Origin of the sequence: Franconibacter sp. IITDAS19, from assembly GCF_023079515.1 — a bacterium.
In the GTDB taxonomy this organism is placed as follows: domain Bacteria; phylum Pseudomonadota; class Gammaproteobacteria; order Enterobacterales; family Enterobacteriaceae; genus Franconibacter; species Franconibacter pulveris.
The window spans coordinates 218,433-236,014 of record NZ_JALJCP010000001.1; the positions used below are offsets into that span (position 1 = coordinate 218,433).

11 protein-coding genes are annotated in these 17,582 nt (G+C 61.3%); 8 read left to right on the top strand and 3 right to left on the bottom strand.

Going from position 1 to position 17,582, the window contains the following annotated elements; all coding sequences use genetic code 11:
- Positions 1-33 precede the first annotated feature (33 nt).
- The gene (gene mak, locus MT962_RS01195) at positions 34-945 is read left to right on the top strand and encodes a fructokinase (RefSeq protein WP_028019858.1); all 912 of its coding nucleotides are present in this window, start codon (positions 34-36) and stop codon (positions 943-945) included.
- Positions 946-972: 27 nt separating this feature from the next.
- Here the strand turns inward: mak and sbcC are convergent, their stop codons facing one another.
- Both sbcC and sbcD read right to left on the bottom strand, forming a co-directional pair.
- Positions 973-4,125, bottom strand: a complete 3,153-nt coding sequence (gene sbcC, locus MT962_RS01200; RefSeq protein WP_247364217.1) for an exonuclease subunit SbcC — start codon at positions 4,123-4,125, stop codon at positions 973-975.
- Positions 4,122-5,336, bottom strand: coding sequence for an exonuclease subunit SbcD (gene sbcD / locus MT962_RS01205; RefSeq protein WP_247364218.1), 1,215 nt, complete (start codon positions 5,334-5,336; stop codon positions 4,122-4,124). The genes sbcC and sbcD overlap by 4 nt, the downstream gene beginning before the upstream one ends.
- A 198-nt stretch (positions 5,337-5,534) precedes the next feature.
- On the opposite strand from sbcD, the gene phoB reads away from it, so the two are divergent.
- The 7 genes from phoB (at position 5,535) to MT962_RS01240 (ending at position 16,905) form a co-directional block, all read left to right on the top strand.
- A complete protein-coding gene (phoB, locus tag MT962_RS01210; RefSeq protein WP_024553010.1) occupies positions 5,535-6,224 on the top strand; it encodes a phosphate response regulator transcription factor PhoB in 690 nt (229 codons plus the stop codon).
- Positions 6,225-6,245: 21 nt separating this feature from the next.
- Complete coding sequence (phoR, locus tag MT962_RS01215) at positions 6,246-7,550, top strand: phosphate regulon sensor histidine kinase PhoR (RefSeq protein ID WP_024559370.1); 1,305 nt, start codon at positions 6,246-6,248, stop codon at positions 7,548-7,550.
- Positions 7,551-7,957: 407 nt separating this feature from the next.
- Positions 7,958-9,277, top strand: a complete 1,320-nt coding sequence (gene brnQ / locus MT962_RS01220) for a branched-chain amino acid transporter carrier protein BrnQ (protein ID WP_024559371.1) — start codon at positions 7,958-7,960, stop codon at positions 9,275-9,277.
- A 71-nt stretch (positions 9,278-9,348) separates the two neighbouring features.
- The gene (gene proY / locus MT962_RS01225; protein WP_024560701.1) at positions 9,349-10,713 is read left to right on the top strand and encodes a proline-specific permease ProY; all 1,365 of its coding nucleotides are present in this window, start codon (positions 9,349-9,351) and stop codon (positions 10,711-10,713) included.
- A 168-nt stretch (positions 10,714-10,881) separates the two neighbouring features.
- Complete coding sequence (gene malZ / locus MT962_RS01230; RefSeq protein ID WP_247364219.1) at positions 10,882-12,702, top strand: maltodextrin glucosidase; 1,821 nt, start codon at positions 10,882-10,884, stop codon at positions 12,700-12,702.
- 85 nt (positions 12,703-12,787) lie between these two features.
- Positions 12,788-15,523: a DUF2339 domain-containing protein gene (locus MT962_RS01235; RefSeq protein ID WP_247364220.1), complete on the top strand. Its 2,736-nt coding sequence runs from the start codon at positions 12,788-12,790 to the stop codon at positions 15,521-15,523.
- On the top strand, positions 15,520-16,905 hold the full coding sequence (locus MT962_RS01240; protein ID WP_247364221.1) for a DUF3999 family protein: 1,386 nt from the start codon (positions 15,520-15,522) through the stop codon (positions 16,903-16,905). The genes MT962_RS01235 and MT962_RS01240 overlap by 4 nt, the downstream gene beginning before the upstream one ends.
- A 1-nt stretch (position 16,906) precedes the next feature.
- Here MT962_RS01240 and acpH read toward each other — a convergent pair whose 3' ends face one another.
- Positions 16,907-17,488 (bottom strand): ACP phosphodiesterase, encoded by a 582-nt coding sequence (gene acpH / locus MT962_RS01245; RefSeq protein ID WP_024557468.1) that lies wholly within the window; start codon positions 17,486-17,488, stop codon positions 16,907-16,909.
- Positions 17,489-17,582: the final 94 nt, after the last annotated feature.

A 17,582-nucleotide genomic window follows, 5' to 3' on the forward strand; every position in this document is an offset into this window, starting at 1 on the left:
TCTTGATAATTCATCAGATATAAGGAGCAACACGTGCGTATTGGGATTGACTTAGGCGGTACCAAAACTGAAGTCATCGCGCTCAGCGACCAGGGCGAACAGCGTTTTCGCCACCGCCTGCCGACGCCGCGCAACGACTATCATCAGACCATTGAAACCATCGCCGAACTGGTGCGTCTGGCGGAAGAGGCGACCGGCGAGCGCGGCACGGTCGGCGTAGGGATCCCCGGCACGATTTCGCCTTATACCGGCGTGGTGAAAAACGCCAACTCCACCTGGCTGAACGGCCAGCCTTTCGATAAAGATCTCAGCGCCCGGCTGGGGCGTGAGGTGCGCCTTGCGAACGACGCCAACTGCCTTGCCGTTTCCGAAGCGGTGGATGGCGCGGCGGCGGGCGCGCAGACGGTTTTCGCCGTGATTATCGGCACCGGCTGCGGGGCGGGCATCGCGCTTAATGCCCACAGCCATATTGGCGGCAACGGCAACGCGGGCGAATGGGGGCACAATCCGCTGCCGTGGATGGACGAAGATGAGCTGCGCTATCGCGAAGAAGTGCCGTGCTACTGCGGCAAACAGGGGTGTATCGAAACCTTTATCTCCGGCACGGGCTTTGCCACCGACTATCAGCGCCTGAGCGGACATGCATTAAAGGGCAACGAAATCATTCGCCTGGTAAGCGAGCAGGACGCGCTGGCGGAGCTGGCGCTCAGCCGCTACGAGCTGCGGCTGGCGAAGTCGCTGGCGCATATCGTGAATATTCTCGACCCGGACGTGATTGTGCTGGGCGGCGGCATGAGCAACGTCGACCGGCTCTATAAAACCGTGCCGCAGCTCATCAAGCCGTGGGTGTTTGGCGGCGAGTGCGAAACCCCCATTCGCAAGGCGCGACACGGCGACTCCAGCGGCGTGCGCGGCGCGGCGTGGCTCTGGCCGCTCGGTGAGTAAAGGCGAGGGCGCGTAAAGCGCCCTTTTTTACGGCACCGCAAACTCGCGCGCGAGCCGGCTGAAGCCCAGGCCGTTCACCTTTTTCACTTTGATTTGCACCGGGATGCGCTCTTTCATCGCTTCAACGTGGCTGATTACGCCAATGGTTTTGCCGCTGGCGTTCAGCGCGTCGAGGGCGTCCAGCGCCGTATCAAGCGTTTCGGCGTCCAGCGTGCCGAACCCTTCGTCAAGGAACAGCGAATCGATGCGCGTTTTATGGCTCACCAGATCCGAGAGCGCCAGCGCCAGCGCGAGGCTCACGAGGAAGCTTTCGCCGCCGGAAAGCGTGCGGGTGTCGCGCACCGCGTCGGCCTGCCAGGTATCGACCACCTCCAGCTCCAGCTCCTCGCTAAGCTTGCGCTTGAGCAAATAGCGCCCGTGCAGGCGCGTGAGCTGGTTGTTGGCGAGCCAGACCAGGTTATCAAGCGTCAGCCCCTGAGCAAACTTGCGGAATTTGTCCCCTTTTTGCGAGCCAATCAGCAAATTGAGATGTCCCCACTCCGCCAGGGTGCGCGTCGCCTGCGCAATCTCCTGCATCAGCGTCTGCAACTGCGTGCGGTTATGCTCATCCTGGCGCAGCTGCTGGCGGAGTTCGCCCTGGCGGCTGGCGTTGTCGCGAAGCATGCCGGCGACTGAGGCCAGCGCCTGCTGCAATGCTTCGCTGTTTTCTTGCTCGCTTAATTCTGCCGGACGTTGCGTAAGGTGCTGCGCCAGCTGGGCCTGCGCTTGCTCCAGCAGGGTTTGCTGTTGATGCAGCTGCCGCTCCAGCCGCGCTTTCACTCCTTCCAGCTCGCGAAGCGTCGCCTCGTCCAGCAGGGCGGCGGAAAAGGCGGCCTGTTCGCTGAAGGGGCTGGCCGCCAGCGCCGTTTCAAAATCGACACGGGCCTGCTGACAGCGCGCCTGCTCCTGGCGCATCTGTTGGTGCAGCGCCTGGCTGCGCGCCTCAAGCGAAAGGCAAAGCGTGTGGCTCTGCTGGCCTTCGCTAAGCGCTGCCTGCCGCTGCGATTCCGGCAGCGGCGCCACCTCCTGCTCTTGCGGCAGGGCGGTCAACAGCGTTTCATAGTGGGCGCGTTTTTCGCGCAGCTGCGTCTGCTGCTCCTGCTGCTGCTGCCAGGTTTTCGCTTCCGCCTCGCGTTCGCTGAACCAGCGCGCCTCGTCGCCCGGCTGCGGCGGCGTCAGCGCCAGCTCGCTGAGCTGCCGATGCAGGCTTTCCTGCTGCGCCTGGCAGGCGGATTCTGTCTGCGTGAGCTGCTGCTGCGTTTGCTGGCGCTGGTTTTCCAGCAACTGATGCTGCTGGAGGCGATGAAGCTGCTGTTCATGCTGCGCCTGTTCCTCAAGCCAGGGGGCGATATCGTCCTGCGGCAGAAAGGCTATCTCCAGCGCCGCGCAGAGAGCATGCCACTGTGAGGTGAGTGCTTGCTCCTCTTGTGCAAGGCTTGCCGCTTCGCTTTCCAGTTGCTGCTTCTGCTTTAACAGACTTTCTTGCTGGCCGCGAAGGGTGGCGCCTTCTTTACCCAACTCATCTTTTTCCTGCTCAAGCAACGCCAGCCGCTGTTTATTGAGATCGGGCTTCAGCGCCTGGTAGTGTTCCACGGCCGGGTGTTCCGTCGCGCCGCAGAGCGGGCAGGGACTGCCGGGCTGCAGGCGGTTGCGCTCCTCCACAAGGCTTGCGATGGCGCTCTCCAGCTCGCAGACTTTTTTCGCCTGCGCCACCTCTTCCTGTTTGGCTTTGTAGCGCTGGCGCTTATCGGCAAGCTGTGTTTCCAGCTGTTGTAGCTCCTGCTCAAGCGCGGCCTGCCTTTGCGCCTGGCGGGTTTTGCGCTGGGCCAGCGGGGCGAACTGGGCGTGCAGGACGGAGAGCTTTTCCCGCGTGGCGCGCAGGCGGGTGCTGGCGGCGAGCTGTTCGGCAATCTCATCGGGGGAGAGCGTCAGGCTGACCGGAGCCAGCGCCGCGCGTTTTTGCTCAATCGCCGCGAGACTTTCGCGCAGCGTCTGCGCCTGCTGCTGGTCGCGCTTTTGCTGGCTGAAGGCGGCCCGCCAGCCCGCCAGCTCGCTGCTCCACTGGCGAAAGCGTTCATGTTCAGTAAGCCACGCGGCAAGCTGGCGCAGCCCGTCATCGCAGCGCGCAAGCTCGTCGGCGGCCACCTGGCGGATTTGCTGACGTCGGGTTCGGGCAGTGTGTAAGCGAACGCTTACTTCTTCGTACTGCCGTTGGGTTTCGGCGTGCGCCGCTTCCTGTTCCTGCAAGCGTTGCCAGTAAGGCCGCAGTTTTTCCGCGGGCAGAGCGGCTTCAAGCTTTGCAAGATCCGGCGCGGCGGCCTGTAACGCGCGCGCGGCGTTTTCCACACCGCTGCGGGCCGCCGCCTGCGCCTGCTCAAGCTTCTCGGCGTGCGTGAGCCATTCGTACTGGCGCTGCGTCTGTTGCTGGCGCGACAGCAGCGCATTTTCTTCATCAGTAAGCGCCTGCAAACCTGAGCGCAACTGTTGTTGCTCTTCATCGCTCAGCAATTTCACTCCCTGGGCCTGCGCTTCCCGTTTTTCCAGCTCCGCTTTGGCGAGCTTATGCTGTTCAAACACGCGGGCGGAAACCTGACCATAAATCTCGGTGCCGGTCAGCTCTTCCAGCAGTTCGGCGCGGTCTTTGGCGTCGGCATTCAGAAAGGCGGCGAACTGCCCCTGGGAGAGCATCATCGAGCGGGTGAAACGGTCGTAGTCGAGGCCAGTCAGGGTGGCGATGCGATCGAGCTTGTCTTTTACTTTGTCGGCGAGGATTTTGCCCGAATCGCAGCGCGCCAGCTCCACGCGCGGCGCCTGGAGCTTGCCGTCCGGCTGGTTGCGGGCGCGGTACTGGCTCCAGAAAGCGCGGTAGGCCACCCCTTTCACTTCAAACTCCACCTCCGCCAGACACTCGGCGGTATCGCGGGTCATCAGGTCGTTTTGCGTCTGTGAGATAGTGTTCAGGCGCGGCGTCTGGTGATAAAGCGCAAGGCAAATGGCGTCCAGCAGCGTGGTTTTCCCCGCGCCGGTCGGGCCGGTGATGGCGAACAGGCCGTTGCTGGCGAAGGGTTCGGCGGTAAAGTCGATTTTCCATTCGCCCTTAAGCGAGTTGAGGTTTTTTAACCGCAGGCTGAGTATTTTCACGCCTCTTCCTCCTGATGCAGGCTTTCCAGCGTTTGCGCGAAGAGGGTGCGAAGCCGCCGCGCTTCCTCTTCTTCCAGCTGTTCCTGCTGCAAACGGCGCTCAAAAACCTCCTCAACGCCCAGCTCGCTCAGCGTTTCGGTTTGCAGCGTACCGAGGTTTTTCTCGCGCAGCTCGCGGCTGCGGCGCAGCAGCACCACTTCCACCGGCAGGTCTTCGGTGAGCTGAGTTATCTGGCGCTGCATGTCGTGCAGGAACTGTTCGGTAGCGATTTCAATATCAAGCCACACTTTCGGCCCGGCGGGCGCGTCGCGCCACTGGTTCAGCGCCTGGGCAATCTCCTCAAGCGTGCCTTTTACCACCGCGAGCGGCTGGCTTACCGGCACCGGCAGCGCGGTCACGTCGCGCAGCTTGCCCTGCGTGAACTCCACCAGAAAGACGCTTTTTTCTTTACCCGTTTCATCAAAGCTCAGGGCGATGGGCGAGCCGCTGTAGCGAATATGGTCGCTTGCCGCCACCTTCTGGGCGCGGTGAATGTGGCCGAGCGCGATGTAATCCGCCGCCGGGAAGAGGTGAGCGGGAAAAGCGTCCAGCGTGCCGATGTAGATATCGCGCACCGCGTCGCTTTTGGTTACGCCCACCGTGGTGAGGTGGCCGGTGGCGATGATGGGCAGCGCTTGTTCGCCGCGCAGGGCGCAGGCGGCGTTGTAGCACTGTTCGTAATGCTGCGTGATAGCCTCCAGCAACTGCTGCTGTTTTTCACTGCCGGACTGGCCGCCGCGGCTGCGCAGGATATCGCGCGGGCGCAGAAACGGAATAGGGCAGAGCACCGCGCCGGGCGCGCCGTCGCGACGGTTAAGGATAATCGCCTGGCTTGCCGGATCCTGCTGGGCGCTGGCGATAACGCGGGTGTTCAGGCAGGCGAGCAGCTCGCGGGATTCATTTAACGTCGCCACCGAGTCATGGTTGCCCGCCAGCACAATCAGCTGACACTGCGTAGCCTGCAGCTTCACCACGAAGCGGTTATAAAGCTCGCGCGCGTAGCTTGGCGGCGAGCCGGTGTCGAAAATATCCCCCGCCACGATGATGGCGTCTGCCTGATGTTCCACCGCGGCCTCCAGCAGCCAGTCGAGAAAGGCCTGATGCTCGGCGGCGCGGCTTTTGGTATAAAAATTCTGACCAAGATGCCAGTCGGAAGTGTGGAGGATGCGCATAGATTTCCCTGTGGCGAAAAAGCAAGAGGGTGATTATAAACAAGCAGGCGGGCTGGTGTCCTGAACGGCTTGCCGGACGGGTGTCATAAATGCCGCAGAGGGAGTCATCAGACGGTCATCTTTTCATAAATCTGTCATAAATCTGACGCATAATGGCGCCGCATTGGATAATGTTGACTTTATATTACAGGGCTAATTATGGCGAGACGTATTCTGGTCGTAGAAGATGAAGCACCGATTCGTGAAATGGTCTGTTTTGTGCTCGAGCAAAACGGCTTCCAGCCCGTTGAAGCTGAAGATTATGACAGTGCGGTAAACCAGCTCAACGAACCCTGGCCCGATCTGGTCCTGCTCGACTGGATGCTGCCCGGCGGTTCGGGCATTCAGTTTATTAAGCACCTCAAGCGCGAAGCGATGACCCGCGATATCCCGGTGATGATGCTGACCGCGCGCGGTGAAGAAGAGGACCGCGTACGCGGGCTGGAGACCGGCGCGGACGATTACATTACCAAGCCGTTCTCGCCAAAAGAGCTGGTGGCGCGCATCAAAGCCGTTATGCGCCGCATCTCGCCTATGGCGGTGGAAGAGGTTATCGAGATGCAGGGCCTGAGCCTGGACCCGACCTCTCACCGCGTCATGACCGGCGAAAATCCGCTGGACATGGGGCCGACCGAATTTAAGCTTTTACACTTCTTTATGACGCACCCGGAGCGTGTTTACAGCCGTGAGCAACTGCTGAACCATGTCTGGGGTACCAATGTGTATGTCGAAGATCGTACGGTGGATGTGCATATCCGCCGCCTGCGCAAGGCGCTGGAGCACAGCGGGCATGACAGAATGGTGCAGACGGTGCGCGGTACGGGGTATCGTTTCTCAACCCGTTTTTAACTCATAACCTGGAGTGTGACCGTGCTCGAACGGCTGTCATGGAAAAGGCTGGCTCTGGAGCTGGTGTTGTGTTGTCTCCCGGCGCTGATCCTCGGGGCGTTTTTCGGCTATCTGGCCTGGTTTTTACTGGCGGCGGTGACCGGGCTGCTTATCTGGCATTACTGGAACCTGCTGCGTCTCTCCTGGTGGTTATGGGTCGATCGCAGCATGACGCCGCCGCCGGGAAGAGGAAGCTGGGAGCCGCTGCTGTACGGGCTGCACCAGATGCAGTTGCGCAATAAAAAGCGCCGCCGGGAGCTTGGCAATCTTATCAAGCGCTTTCGCAGCGGCGCCGAATCGCTGCCCGATGCGGTGATCCTGACCACTGAAGAGGGCACTATCTTCTGGTGCAACGGTCTGGCGCAGCAGCTCCTTAACCTGCGCTGGCCGGACGACAACGGCCAGAATATCCTCAACCTGCTGCGCTACCCGGAGTTCACCCGTTACCTGCGCGAAAAAAACTTCACCCGCCCGCTTAATCTGGTGCTGAACAACGGCCGTCATCTTGAGTTTCGCGTTATGCCCTACAGCGAACAGCAGTGGCTGATGGTGGCGCGCGACGTGACGCAGATGCACCAGCTCGAAGGCGCGCGGCGTAACTTCTTCGCTAACGTCAGCCATGAATTGCGTACGCCGTTGACGGTATTGCAGGGCTACCTGGAGATGATGCAGGAGCAGACGCTGGAAGGGCCGCTGCGGGACAAAGCGCTGCATACCATGCGCGAGCAAACGTCCCGTATGGAAGGGCTGGTGAAACAGCTGCTGACGCTGTCGAAAATTGAAGCGTCGCCCGCGCTGCAGTTGAATGAAAAAGTCGACGTGCCGATGATGCTGCGCGTGGTGGAGCGCGAGGCGGCAACCCTCAGCCAGCAGCGCCATACGCTGACTTTTGATGTTGACGCCACGCTTAAGGTGCTGGGCAATGAAGAACAGCTGCGCAGCGCGATGTCGAACCTGGTCTATAACGCCGTGAACCATACGCCGGAAGGCACGCATATTACCGTGCGCTGGCAGCGTGCGCCGCACGGCGCGCTGTTTAGCGTGGAGGATGACGGGCCGGGCATTGCGGCGGAGCATATTCCGCGTCTGACGGAGCGTTTCTACCGCGTGGATAAGGCCCGTTCACGCCAGACCGGCGGCAGCGGCCTTGGGCTTGCGATAGTCAAGCACGCCATCAGCCACCACGACGCGCGGCTTGAAATCGACAGCGCGCCCGGCAAAGGCGCCCGTTTTTCCTTTCTGTTGCCCGAACGGCTGATTGCCAAAGAGAAAGCGCTCGCCGAGTAATGCCCTTCATGGTGTAAACGCTGCTTGCCAAAGGCCAGTCTGACTGGCCTTTTTTTCTTCTATTACGTTTTCTTATGCCGCACTTACTCTGTTGATTATTTTTTGTTCGCACGAAAAGGTGGTGCTATTTTTATATCTTAGCGTTTCCCACTATGTCTGATGGCCTGTGCAGAATAATAGTCTGGTTTTGCGATCCCGTATTGCCTTCAAACGTTATAAGCGTTTAAATTGCGCCCCTGCCGTTGGCAGACCGACTGAATTTGCGTGGTTAATCGAAAAACAATTCTTCGCCAACGCAATCGGGAAGCATATCCCGCTGTCTTTTGTCTGAAATGGCCGCGTTTCGTCATGCGGCGAACGTAATAATTTCAACGATTTCAACACCACATCCACAGGCAGTAAATCTTATGACCCACAAGTTAACAACGCGCGACATTATCGCACTGGGCTTTATGACCTTTGCGTTATTCGTTGGCGCGGGCAATATCATTTTCCCTCCCATGGTGGGGTTGCAGGCGGGTGAACACGTCTGGACCGCCGCGCTGGGCTTTTTGATTACCGCAGTGGGCCTGCCGGTGCTGACCGTGGTGGCGCTCGCCCGCGTAGGCGGCGGCATCGATAGCCTCAGCACCCCGATTGGCCGCGGCGCAGGCATTCTGCTCGCCACCGTCGCCTATCTGGCCGTCGGCCCGCTGTTCGCCACGCCGCGCACCGCCACCGTCTCTTTTGAAGTGGGCATCGCCCCGCTGACTGGCGACGGCGCGCTGCCGCTGTTCATCTACAGCCTTATCTACTTCGCGCTGGTCATCCTGGTGTCCCTCTACCCGGGCAAGCTCCTCGATACCGTCGGCAACTTCCTTGCGCCACTTAAAATTGTGGCGCTGATTGTGCTGGCCGTGGCCGCGATTATCTGGCCGGCGGGCGATATCAGCGTGGCGACCGACGCTTATCAGAAAGCGGCGTTCTCCAACGGCTTTGTGAATGGCTATCTGACCATGGATACGCTGGGCGCGATGGTGTTCGGCATTGTTATCGTCAATGCCGCTCGCTCGCGCGGCGTTAACGAGTCTCGCCTGCTGACGCGTTACACCATCTGGGCGGGCCTGATGGCGGGCATCGGCCTGACGCTGCTCTACCTGGCGCTGTTCCGTCTGGGCTCCGACAGCTCTGCGCTGGTGGAGCAGTCTGCGAACGGCGCGGCTATCCTGCACGCTTATGTTCAGCACACCTTCGGCGGGGCGGGCAGCTTCTTGCTGGCGGCGCTGATTTTCATCGCCTGCATGGTGACGGCGGTGGGTCTGACCTGCGCTTGCGCGGAGTTCTTCGCCCAGTATCTGCCGCTCTCTTACCGCACGTTGGTCTTTATTCTGGGCGGTTTCTCCATGGTGGTCTCGAACCTGGGCCTGAGCCATTTGATTCAGATCTCCATTCCGGTGCTGACAGCTATTTATCCGCCGTGCATCGTGCTGGTGGTGCTGAGCTTCACCCGCCCGTGGTGGCACCGCTCCGCCCGCGTTATCGCCCCGGCGATGCTCATCAGCCTGCTGTTTGGTTTAATTGATGGCGTGAAAGCGTCGGCGTTGAGCGGTATACTCCCCGGCTGGACCGCACACCTGCCGCTGGGCGACCAGAATCTGGCGTGGCTGCTGCCGACCGTCGCGATGGTTATCATCACGGCAGTCTGGGACCGCGCAGCCGGACGGCAGGTTACCTCCGCCGCCCACTAAATCGATGGGTTAATGTTTAACCACGGGGTCCCGCCCCGTGGTTTTTTATTTTGTTAAGTGGTATTGGAACGATGGAAAACAACAAGCTCAAACGCGGGTTGAGCACCAGACATATCCGTTTTATGGCGCTCGGCTCCGCTATCGGCACCGGGCTTTTTTATGGCTCCGCGGACGCCATTAAAATGGCCGGGCCGAGCGTGCTGCTGGCCTATATTATCGGCGGCGTGGCGGCCTATATCATCATGCGCGCGCTTGGCGAAATGTCGGTCCATAACCCGGCGGCCAGCTCCTTCTCTCGCTATGCCCAGGAGAACCTCGGGCCGCTGGCGGGCTATATCACTGGCTGGACCTACTGCTTTGAGATTTTGATTGTCGCCATCGCCGACGTGACCGCCTTCGGCATCTATATGGGTGTCTGGTTCCCCACCGTGCCGCACTGGGTTTGGGTGTTGAGCGTGGTGCTGATTATCTGCGCCATCAACCTGATGAGCGTGAAGGTGTTCGGTGAGATGGAGTTCTGGTTCTCGTTCTTCAAAGTCGCCACCATTATCATCATGATTCTGGCAGGTTTTGGCATCATCATCTGGGGGATCGGCAACGGCGGCCAGCCGACCGGCATTCATAACCTCTGGAGCAACGGCGGCTTCTTCGCCAACGGCTGGATTGGCACCGTAATGGCGCTGCAGATGGTGATGTTCGCTTACGGCGGCATTGAAATTATCGGCATCACCGCCGGCGAAGCGAAAGACCCGGCAACCTCTATTCCGCGAGCCATTAACTCTGTACCGCTGCGTATTCTGGTGTTCTACGTCGGCACGCTGTTTGTGATTATGTCTATCTACCCGTGGAACGAGGTGGGCACCAACGGCAGCCCGTTCGTGCTGACCTTCCAGCATATGGGCATTACCTTCGCGGCGGGCATCCTGAACTTTGTGGTGTTGACCGCTTCGCTTTCCGCTATCAACAGCGACGTATTCGGCGTGGGCCGCATGCTGCACGGCATGGCGGAACAGGGCAGCGCGCCGAAAGCGTTCGCCAAAACCTCCCGCAACGGCATTCCGTGGGTGACGGTGGTGGTGATGTGCCTGGCGATGCTGCTGGCGGTCTACCTCAACTACGTAATGCCGGAGAATGTCTTCCTGGTTATCGCCTCGCTTGCTACCTTCGCCACCGTCTGGGTGTGGATCATGATCCTGCTGTCGCAGGTGGCGTTCCGCCGTCGGCTGTCGAAAGAAGAGGTTAAGGCGCTGAAGTTCAAAGTGCCGGGCGGCGTGGCGACGACTATCGTCGGCCTGGTGTTCCTCGCCTTTATCATCGCGCTGATAGGCTACCACCCCGACACCCGCATTTCGCTCTATGTGGGCTTCGCCTGGATAGCCTTGCTGCTGGTGGGCTGGGCGTTTAAGCGCCGCCGCGCCGCGCGACTGCCAGCCTGATACCGCTCTCCTCCATCCCCGCCGCCTGGCGGGGATGTTGTTTTGGCTCTACGCTTCGAAAGTTGGCTCCGCCTCCCGTCTCCTCCGGCAAAATCACTGCCGGTGAGGAGTGTTTTGCGAAGCGGGTGTGGCATGGTGAGCGCATTTTCTGACACGGGGAGCAGTAGAATGTTGAAAGCCTGGCACCTGCCGGTTGCGCCATTCCTTCAGGAGCGTAAAGCGCGGCTGTATATCACCCTTTGGCTGGCGGGCGACGACCTGCCGGAAAAGGTCATGATGCGTTATGAAAGAGACAACGAAGAGACCGCGGTTGAGATGAAGCGTCAACGCGCTTCTCCTGCGAAAGGGGTGAGCGCCTGGCGCGCCGCCATCGACCTGAGCGAGGGGCAGCCGCGTCGCCGCTACGCTTTTAAGCTGCTCTGGAAAGCGAGGCAGCGCTGGTTTTCTCCGCTGGGCTTTAGCGCTTATCCGCCCGCAAGGCTTGAGATGTTCGCCGTCGACAAGCCTGACGACGGGCCGCACTGGGTGCAGGATCAAATCTTTTACCAAATTTTCCCGGACCGTTTCGCCCGCAGCGAACCGCGCAAGCCAGGTCAGGACAATGTCTATTATTACCACGCGGCAAAACGGGATATTACGCTGCGCGACTGGGATGACCCGGTCACTCAGGAGGAGGGCGGCTCTACCTTTTACGGCGGCGACCTCGACGGCATCAGCGAAAAGCTGCCCTACCTGAAAAAGCTCGGCGTCACCGCGCTTTACCTCAACCCCATCTTCAGCGCGCCGAGCGTGCATAAGTACGATACCCATGACTATCGCCACGTTGACCCGCAGTTTGGCGGCGACGAAGCGCTGCTGCGCCTGCGCAAAAACACCCTTGAAGCAGGCATGAAGCTGATTCTCGACGGCGTCTTCAACCACAGCGGCGAAACGCACCCGTGGTTTGACCGCCATAAAACGCACGCAAAAGGCGCCAGCCACAATCCGCAGTCGCCCTGGCGCGACTGGTACAGCTTCTCGCCGGAGGGCCAGGCGCTCGACTGGCTGGGTTTCTCAAGCCTGCCCAAGCTCGACTTCCGCTCCGCAGGGCTGGTGGACGAAATTTACGAAGGCGAGAACAGCATTGTGAAGCACTGGCTAAGCGAGCCGTGGCGCATGGATGGCTGGCGGCTGGACGTGGCGCATATGATTGGCGAAGAAGGCGGGGCGAAAAACAATCTTATCCATGTGGCGGGCATTTCCCAGGCGGCGAAAGCCGTTAATTCGCAAGCCTATATCGTGGGCGAGCACTTCGGCGATGCCCGCCAGTGGCTGCAAAATGATGCCGAAGACGCGGCGATGAACTACCGGGGCTTCTCTATTCCGGTGTGGAGTTTCCTGGCGTGCGTAGATAACTCAGATGAGCCGCAGCAGCTCGACGCCGCCGACTGCGTCGCCTGGATGAACCAGTACCGCGCCGGGCTTTCTCACCAGCAGCAGTTGCGCATGTTTAATCAGCTCGACAGCCATGATACGCCGCGTTTTAAAACGCGGCTGGGAGAGTATGTCGCGCGTTTGCCGCTTGGCGTGGTGTGGCTGTTCGCCTGGCCGGGGGTGCCGTGCATTTATTATGGCGACGAAATAGGGCTGGATGGCGGCCACGATCCTTTCTGCCGCAAGCCTTTCCCGTGGGATAAAAAGCAGCAGGACGGCGAACTGCTGGCGCTTTATCAGCGTATGGCGACACTGCGCCGCCGCAGCCAGGCCCTGCGCGCCGGAGGCTGCCAGGTGCTTTATGCCGAAGGGGATGTCATTGTCTTTGTCCGCGTTTATCAGCGCGAACGGGTGCTGGTGGCGATAAACCGCGGCGAGGCTTGCGAGGTGGCGCTTTTTGACGAGCCACTGCTGGCGGGTTGTGAATGGCAACGGCTGGAAGGAGCGGGGGAAATAGCCGGGCTGTCTTTACGGCTTGCAGCAAACACGGCGGCGGTGTTGCGCTCCGACTACTAGCCTTAGGGGGAAAGCGGTAAAGGAATACCGCTTTTTGCTCAGATATGGGAAAGTAGCCGCACTTTCGCCGCAGGGTCTGAAATCAATGGATGAGATTTTTGTTTTTGCCGCACTGCTTGGGCTTTTTTGCGTCGTGGTTGTGCCGACGCTTGCCATCATGGCGCTCAACAAAAGCGGGCGTAACGAATTTGAGCTTGCTCGCCTGCGCGCGCGGGTTGAGGAGCTGGAAGCGCGGCTTGCCGCCGTGCCGCCTGCCGCCGCAGGCGAAACCGCGGGCCACGTCTCTGTCACCGTCGAAACGGCGGATGCACCGCAGACTGCGCCGTCGCCTGCTTTGACCTCTGTACCTGAACCCGCACCCGAACCGGCGGCAGCCAGTGAGTCGGCATCCCCGGTCTGGTCGCGGGCGGTTCGCGTTGTACGGCAAGAGGCAACAGAAAACCTGCGTAAAGCCTTCCCGCGCCGCGGCGCGAGCCCGCAGGAAGAGGCTTCCGGCCGGGCGGCGGGCGGCCTTCTCTCCAGTCTGCTGCGCTGGTTTATGCAGGGCAATCCGCTCGCCAAAATTGGCGTTATTTTGCTCTTCCTTGGTCTCTCTTTTTTGCTGCGCTATGGCGTCGAGCGCGACCTGCTGCCGCTGGAGCTGCGCGTGGCGGGCGCGGGCGTCGCCGCGCTGGCGTTGCTGGCGTTCGGCTGGCGGCTGCGTCGCAAAGCGCCGTTGTATGGGTTGATCTTGCAGGGCGGCGCGGTGGGCGCGCTCTATATTACGCTCTTTGGCGCTTTCCGGCTCTGGCAGATGCTGCCGATGCCGCTCGCCTTTGGCCTGATGCTTGTCGTCTGCGCGGCGAGCGTGGCGCTCGCGGTGCTGCAGCGCGCGTTGAGCCTCGCGATGCTGGCAAGCCTTGGCGGCTATCTTGCGCCGCTGCTGCTCTCAAGCGGCGGCGGGAGCCATATCGCGCTCTTCTCTTTCTATCTGCTTTTGTCGCTTGGTATTGCGGCGATAAGCTTCTGGCAGCACTGGCGGGAGCTTAACCTGCTGGGGCTGCTGTTTACCTTCGGGGTCGCCGGTCTGTGGGGAATGCGGGCCTGGCAGCCCGGCGACTGGCTGAGTTGCCAGCTCTTCCTGATAGCCAATATTCTGCTTTTCGGCGTGCTGTGCGTGGCGCTGTCGCTGCGCGCGCAAAAACAGCAAAAGATTATCGACGGCGTGTTGCTGTTCGTTCCGCCGCTGGTGGGCTTTGGCATGCAGTATGCCATTACGCGCCACTGGGCTTATGGCCCCGCCTTTTCGGCGCTCGGCTATGGGCTGGTCTATTTATTGCTCGCAAGAATAGCGCTGCGCCGCTATCCCGACCAGGGCAGAATGCTGGCGCTCGGTGGGCTGGCGCTGGGCGGCGCGTTTGTTACGTTAGCTATCCCGCTCGCGCTTTCAGCGCGCTGGACGGCGATGGCCTGGGCGCTGGAAGGGCTGGGGCTGTTGTGGTTTGGAATGCAGCAGGGGCAGCGTCGCATGAGCTACAGCGGCAGCGCGCTGCTGGTGCTGGCGGCGGCGAGCGGCGTTTACGCCTGGAGCAACGGTCTGGGGGTGTTGAACGCCTCGTTTATCAGCGCCGTGCTGGCGCTCTGCTGGTTGGCGGGCGGCTGGCTGTGGCGAGAGCCGCTGCGCATTCTCAGCCGGACGCTGCTTGGCGGCGGCCTGTTTTTCTGGCTGACGGCGCTGCTGCAACTGGCGCGCTGGCCGTTTAACGCGCCGGGCGCCGGCGTCGCCTGCATGCTGGCGCTGCTGACGCTCTCCGTCTGGCTATGGCGATTCAGCGCGCTTCGGTTCCGCTGGCCCGATCTTTCACTCGCCGTCTGGCTGCTGTGGCCGGGCATGGCGGCGACGCTTGCCTGTCAATTGCTGCTTGATGGCACGCTGTTGCGGGCGGGCTGGCCGAGCCTCGTCTGGTGTCTGGCGCTCCCCTCGGCGTTATGGCTGCTGAGAAAAGACGCCGCCGCGCTCTCCGTCAGGCTTCAACAGGGGCTGCACCTTACGTTTTTCTGGTTAGTGCTGCTGGCGTTCGGCGCGGAGATCTGGCGCTTTACGCAAAGCCTGCCCTGGGGTAGCGAGGAGTGGCGAGCCGGTATCGTACTGGCGTTCAGCGCGCTTATCGTGCTGCTGGTGAATCAGGCGATTCGTCGTCAGTGGTGGCCCTTCGCCCGCTGGCCTGCGCTTTACTGCGGGCCCGGTTTATTACCGCTGGCGCCCGGCCTGCTGCTGTTGCTGATAACCGCCAACCTGATGGATGGCGTGATGACGACGTGGCGTTACCTGCCGCTTATCAACCCGCTTGAGCTCGGCGCCGGGTTCGGGCTGCTGGCGCTGGCGGTATGGTGGCGGCTGCTCTCGCACTGGTGGGCCGCGCGGCTGCGCCAGACGGCCTCATGGACGCCGCTGGTTTTACCGGCGCTGCTTTTCTGGTGGGGGAATGGCGTGGTGTTGCGGACCCTCGCCTGGGCTGACGCCATTCCCTGGCAGATGGAGACGCTCTGGGGATCAAGGCTGGTGCAGACCACTTTCGCCTTGCTGTGGATGCTGCTCGCGCTGCTGCTGATGGTGCGCGCTACCCGGCGTCGCGCGCGCCAGAGCTGGTTTTGCGGAGCCGGGCTGCTGGGCGTGGTCATCGTGAAACTCATGCTGGTGGACAGCGCGGGCGGCGGCGGACTGGCGCGCGCCGTGGCTTTTATTGGCGTGGCGGTGCTGGTGCTCATCGTCGGCTATTTTTCTCCGCTGCCGCCCAAAGCGGCGCAGCCGGTTTCTGCGGATCAAGGAGATGCGCAATGAAAAGGTTATACGCAGGCGTAATTGGCGCGATGGCGGCGTTTTCCGCCGTCTGCTACGGGCAAAACGCGCCGGAAAGCCCGCAGGATTATCTGCGCGGCGTGGAGCTAAGCGCGCAAGGCGGCTCTCCCTGGTACCAAATTCCGCTGCCTGAGGCGGTCTATCAACAAAGCGCCTGGGCGGATCTGCGCGACATCCGGGTCTTTAATCAGCAAGGGGAGAGCCTGCCTTTTGCGCTGGAAACCACCGTCCCGCCTGCACCAGCGCCGCAGACGGCGCCGCTGACGTTGTATAAGCTTGAATCGCAGCCATTACAGCAAAAGGATGAAGAGGGTAACCGCGCCGTGCTGCTGAAAACGCCAGAGGGCGTGGAGATCCGCCTCGCCAGCCAACGCGATGAAACGCTGAGCGGTACCTGGCTTATCCCGCTGGGGGAAGGCGAAGCCGGGAGCTCACTGAAGCAACTGCGCTTTAGCTGGCCGCGCCAGCGCGAGGGCTGGCAGGCGCGCGTCGATATCTACAGCAGCGAAGGGCTGCGCCACTGGCAGCCGGAGATAAGCGATGCGCCGCTGATGGACCTGACCTCCGGCGATAACCGGCTGTTGCTCGATAAGCTGGACTTTGACGCAGGTCTGGCGCTTTCCGGCGCCAGGTACCTGCTGGTGATTGTAAAAAACGCCAGCGCACCGCTCGATTTCACCGCCGTCAGCGGAGAATGGCAGACTGCGCACCTGCAACCGGCGCGTATCGCTTTACCGGCGCAAGGCGAAAAAAACGCGGAGGACACGGCGGTCTATCGCTGGGCGCGGCCGCAGCCGCTGGATGCGTTGACGCTGCGCCCGGCGCAGGAGAATGCCGTCATGCCGGTGGAAATTGAGTACCGCAGCGATGAGAAAGCGCCGTGGCGACCGCTGGCCCGCACCGTGATTTATCGTCTTCCGGATAGTCCTGCCGTGTCTGTGCCCCTTCAGGGCGAACCGATTGCAGCCGTTCGCGTGAAGGCAATCAACCAGCGCCTGGGAGACACGCTTGTAGAGGTGACCGGCGAGCGCGATGAAAAGACCCTTATCTTTAACGCCCAGGGGAACGGCCCGTTCCTGCTTGCCTGGGGCAACGGCGCGGCGACGCCCCAGACGCTGGCATTGCAGGCGCTCATACCTGCAAAGGCAAATAAGGCGGCGAGCCTGGACGCGCTGCCTTACGCTCAGGCCGGTAAGCAGGTTGAACTGGGCGGCGAGGCGCGCCTGACGGCGAAAGACCCGGCTGCGCAGCGCAACCAGCTGCAAACCTGGCTTATCTGGGGCGTGCTGGTGGCGGGCGCCGCCGGGCTGCTGCTGCTCGCCTGGCGGCTGTGGCGGGAGGTCAACGCAGGGAAAGCGGCCTGACTCAGAGCGTTTTCTCCTGCGCCATCGCCATCATGCGCGGGTAGAACTGCCAGAATTTCGCTTCAAGCGCGTCGTAGTGGGCGTCCAGGTCGTGCCAGGAGTCGCCCAGCGCGGCGAGGCGCGGGCGGCGGATAGCCATTCTGTCGAGCACGCCTGCGATGTAATCCATTTCGCTGTAGCGCTCAAGCCAGCGCTCCGACCACAGAAAGTTATTGAGATTCACAAAGCGGGGCGGAGTAGAGGGCAGCGCCGGAACGATTTGCTCGCGCGAGAGCGCGACAAAATCGCCAAGCGGCAGCGCCGGGGAGAGCGTCTCCCAGTGGCGCGAAAGAAAATGGTCCCACATCACGTCAAGCGTGATGGGCGCCACGCGGCGCGTTTGTGGACGAAACCATTCTCGCGCCTCGCGCACTTCCGGCAGGTTATCGGTCATCACGTCAACGCGACGGTGCATCTGGATGCCCGCCGCCACCTCGCCAGACCACTCGTCATGGGGATTGCCGCGGACAAAATCCGCCATCAGGTTGCCAAGCAGCGAGCTTTCAGCAAGGTGGGCAAGGTGGAGGTGTGCAAGGAAATTCATAATTCTCTTTTCCGAAATGGGCCATAAAGCGGCTTACTGGTTGCAGGGAAAGCGCCCCGGCACTAGACTAAGCCGCTTGTTTTTTACGTCTGAG